We start from the raw sequence: 4,034 nt of genomic DNA, 5'->3' as shown, positions 1-4,034 counted from the left end.
CCGCGAAGGGCAGGTTCGACTGAAAGATCGCCTGATCGGTGATATGCACCGACAACGTCCAGTGCTGCGGTCGCCCCAGCACCTGCGGCAAGAGATAGGCCCCCAGGGTGAAGACGAAGACAAGGATCAGCGCCCCGGTTATCGTGTTGCGAAGCATCGGCACGACGATGTTGAAGAAACTGCGTATGGGCGAGGCGCCGAGCATCCGCGCGGCCTCCGGCAGTTCCGGGTCAAGCCGCGACAGCGCGGGATAGATCACCAGAACCGCATAGGGAAAACCCAGATAGCACAGCCCCAGCAGCAGCGCCCCCAGCGAGGGCGTGAAACTGCGCGAGGACTCAAGGATGCCCAGTGCCGCCAGCAGGTTGCCGATCCCGGCGGTCTGCGACAAGAGCGTGGACCAAGCAAAGCCGATGATCACCTCCGACAGGGACAGCACCGACAGCAGGAACACCAGAATGACCGATTGCGCCCCCGCCCCCATCCGCGTGACGAAATAGGTAAAGGGCACCGCAACTCCGACCGAGATCACCGCCGCCGCCGCGGACAGGCCCAGCGACGTGACAAGCACCTTGAAAAAGAACGGCGACAAAAAGCGCGCGTAGTTCGCCAGATCGAAAGCCGGTGTAAAGAACGCGCCCTCGTCGCGGCTGAAGAAGCTGACGGCGAACATGATAAGAAACGGGATGAGAAAGAACACCAGCAGCATCGCGGTGGGATAGACCGCGACCCCATTGTCCCTCAGCCTGTCCGCCACGCCGCTCACAGCGCCAGCACCGTGGCGCGCCCGGTCAGGAACTCGACGCCCACATCGTCGCCCACGGACACGTCGGGACGGCTCTGCGGGGCGCAGACGGAAGTGATCTCCATCTCTCCCACCCGCAGCAGGATCTCCACGCTGGCCCCCAGATCGCGCAGAAAGACGACCTTTCCCCGAAACTGGCCGCGCTCCGCATCGGCATGCACCACGACATCCTCGGGCCGCAGGCTCAGCGTGGCGCGGGCAGGCGCGGCGACGTGCAGGATATCTTCGGGGGCAAGGCGTATCTCGGTGCCTTCGGCATCAAAGGTCCGGTCGTCGACGAGCCGCCCGGCGATCAGATTGCTGACCCCGATGAAATTGGCGACGAAGGGATTTGCCGGATTGCGGTAAATCTCCATCGGTGTGCCGACCTGCTGCACCTCGCCCTCTTTCATCAGGATCACGATATCGGCCATCGACATGGCTTCGCGCTGATCATGGGTCACGACGATGGTGGTCACGCCCAGATCTTTCTGCAACTGGCGCAGTTCGATCTGCATATGCTCACGCAGGTTGGCATCCAGCGCCGAAAGCGGCTCGTCTAGCAAAAACACCTTGGGATCGATCGCAAGCCCCCGCGCAATGGCGACGCGTTGGCGCTGACCGCCCGAAAGCTGGTGGATATAGCGGTCTTCGACCCCGGGCAGCTTGACCAGATCGAGCAATTCGCGCGCCCGTGCCCGCCGTTCCGCCGCCGGGGCACCGCGTACCTTAAGCGGATAGGCGATGTTCTCCGCGACGGTCAGATGCGGAAACAGCGCCAGCGACTGGAATACCATGCCGAATTCGCGTTTGTGGGCGGGGATGTCGCCATAATCCTCGCCGCCCACGATCAGGGCGCCCTCGCTCAGGTCTTCCAACCCCGCCACGAGCCGCAGCAGGGTCGTCTTGCCGCAGCCCGAGGGGCCCAGAAGGCAGACAAAACTGCCGTCGGGGATATCCACCGACACATCGCGCACGGCCGCGAAATCGCCGTACATCTTCGTGGCGTTTTCAATACGTATCTGGGTCATCGAAAACCGCGCTCCTTCAGGTGTGCCGGTTGCGGCCTGCCGCGCCGGGCGGCAGGCTGCAGCAGCATTATCCGACCACCAGTTCGGACCATTTCTGGTTCAGCCAGTCCTCACGCTCGCTATAGACGTCATAGCGCGGCAGGATCGGATCGATGGAGCTTGCAACCGCGCCGTATTCCTCATCCGTCAAATCCGTAAGGTCGCGGCGCACCGTGGGCGCGGTGCCCACGAAACGCGACAGCTTGGCCTGAATTTCGGGCTGGCACATGTAGTTCATGAATTCCTGCGCCTCGGCGACCTTGTCGGAAGCCTTGGACACGCACCACGACCCGGAATCGAGCACGCCGCCCTCTGCCGGGAAGGTCGAGCGCACGGGCTTGCCGTCCGCCGCCGCCAGACCGGTGACATCGTGATAATACTGCCCCATCGGGATCTCGCCGGTTTCCAGCGCCTGCTGGAACTGGCCTTCGTCCCGGTACCACAGGCGCACGTTGGGCTTTACCTCAGCGAGCTTGTTCATGACCTCCAGAATACCCTCCTCCGTGTCGAGGATTTCGGTCCCGTCGAACCAGGTTTCCGCCGTGATCTCCAGCAGGAAGGAGTTGGTGGCAAGCGCCAGCAGCCCCAGCTTGTCCTCGTTGGCCGGATCCCACAACGCCTTCCATGAAGAAGGCTCCTGTGCGTAGACATCCGTATTCGTCACCAGCGTGATGTACCACGCCACGGCTCCCAGCCCGTTGATGGAGCCGTCTTCGTAGCGATGCACGAAATGGTCCGGCAGGTTCGCCGCATTGGGCAGGGCCGCTTCATCGAGCGGGGCCCAGAGCTTGGCGCGCTCCCCCTTGATGCGCGCGACCTGCGCCATCATCGAAACATCGGCGGGCGCCTGATTGGCCCGCGCCGCCGTCATCAGCTGCACCAGCCACGCCTCGCCCGTGGGCTCCCCGATGGACTCCACGGCGATGCCGGTCGCGGCGGTGAAATCGGGAAAGATATGTTCGTTGAAGCTGTCCTGAAAATAGCCCCCATAGGTGCCGACCTTCAGCGAACGGTCGGACTGCGCGCGCAGCAGGTTGGGCGTGGCAAGGCTGGCCAGCCCCCCGGCGGCAAGCGTCGAGCCCATGAAACTGCGACGGTTCAAGAATTTACGTGTCATGTCGTTTTCCCCTGTTTTCAGTCTGTGGCGGTTTGGTTTTTCGGCAGGATGCAAAGCATTTCATACAGCAGGTTCGCCCCGATCAGGGCCGTGTTGCCGCTTGGGTCATAGGGTGGTGAGACCTCGACCAGATCGCCCCCCACGACGTTGAGCCCGGCACAGCCCCGGATCAGCTCCAGTGCCTGCCAGGTGGTCAGCCCGCCGATTTCCACCGTGCCGGTGCCGGGGGCAAAAGCGGGGTCGAGGCTGTCGATGTCATAGGTGATATAGGTGGGCGTATTGCCGATCTCCTGCCTGATACGCCCGATCAGCGGCTTGAGCGACTGGCCCCAGCAGTCCTCTGCCTGCACCACCGTCCATCCCTGCCGGCGCGACCAGTCGAAATCATCCGCCGCATAGCCGGTGCCGCGCAACCCGATCTGGTAGACCTTTTCGTTGTTCAGCAGCCCTTCGTCGAAGGCGCGGCGGAACGGGGTGCCATGGGCGATCTTTTCGCCGAACATCTCGTCGTTGATGTCCGCATGGGCATCGACGTGGATCAGCGCCACCGGCCCGTGCTTTTCGGCAATCGCCTGCAGGACCGGATAGGTCAGCGTGTGATCCCCGCCCAGCGTCAGCGGCACGACGTCATGGCGCAGCAGGTCGCGGTAGAAAGCGGCGATGCGCGCCACGCTGTCCTTCAGATCGAAGGTGTTGAGCGGCACGTCCCCCACATCCCCCACCTGCATGGCGTCGAAGGGTGCCGCGCCCGTGGCCATGTTGTAGGGCCGCAACATGCTGGATTCGGCCCTGATCTGGCGCGGGCCGAAACGCGTGCCCGCCCGGTTCGAGGTGCCGATATCCAGCGGCACACCCACGAAACAGGCATCCAGCCCCGCCGCATCCGCGCAGGCGGGAAGCCGCATCATCGTCGATGGTCCGGCAAAGCGCGGCATCTCGTTGCCGCCCAAGGGCTGGTTGTACGTTTGTCCCACATCTTCCCCCAAAACTGCGTCGGGGCGAGCGTGCTTCGTTTATAGCGTTGAAAAAATATGGAACAAGTGAAGTGGAGTTTGACGTTAGT

General features: G+C 63.2%; 4 protein-coding genes. All 4 read right to left on the bottom strand.

Annotated elements, in window-relative coordinates; genetic code table 11:
• Window positions 1–766 (bottom strand): ABC transporter permease (locus A3764_RS14905; protein WP_067951717.1); only part of this gene is annotated, 766 nt, incomplete at its 3' end.
• Entirely contained in the window at window positions 763–1,815 is a 1,053-nt protein-coding gene (locus A3764_RS14900; RefSeq protein WP_067921445.1) for an ABC transporter ATP-binding protein, read from the bottom strand. The genes A3764_RS14905 and A3764_RS14900, both read right to left, overlap by 4 nt.
• A 67-nt stretch (window positions 1,816–1,882) precedes the next feature.
• Window positions 1,883–2,971, bottom strand: coding sequence for an ABC transporter substrate-binding protein (locus tag A3764_RS14895; protein WP_067921443.1), 1,089 nt, complete (start codon window positions 2,969–2,971; stop codon window positions 1,883–1,885).
• 17 nt (window positions 2,972–2,988) lie between these two features.
• A complete protein-coding gene (gene speB, locus A3764_RS14890; protein ID WP_067951718.1) occupies window positions 2,989–3,906 on the bottom strand; it encodes an agmatinase in 918 nt (305 codons plus the stop codon).
• Window positions 3,907–4,034 lie beyond the last annotated feature (128 nt).

The sequence above is a fragment of the Sulfitobacter sp. HI0129 genome, from assembly GCF_001635395.1.
Classification (GTDB): domain Bacteria; phylum Pseudomonadota; class Alphaproteobacteria; order Rhodobacterales; family Rhodobacteraceae; genus Sulfitobacter.
The sequence above is the reverse complement of the archived record's forward strand: the minus strand, read 5'-3'. Positions and strand labels throughout refer to the sequence as shown.

Excerpts from the sequence above, each read along its gene's own strand:
- speB (WP_067951718.1), bottom strand. The coding sequence starts at position 3,906 with ATGCCGCGCTTTGCCGGACCATCGACGATGATGCGGCTTCCCGCCTGC.
- A3764_RS14895 (WP_067921443.1), bottom strand. The coding sequence starts at position 2,971 with ATGACACGTAAATTCTTGAACCGTCGCAGTTTCATGGGCTCGACGCTT.
- A3764_RS14900 (WP_067921445.1), bottom strand. The coding sequence starts at position 1,815 with ATGACCCAGATACGTATTGAAAACGCCACGAAGATGTACGGCGATTTC.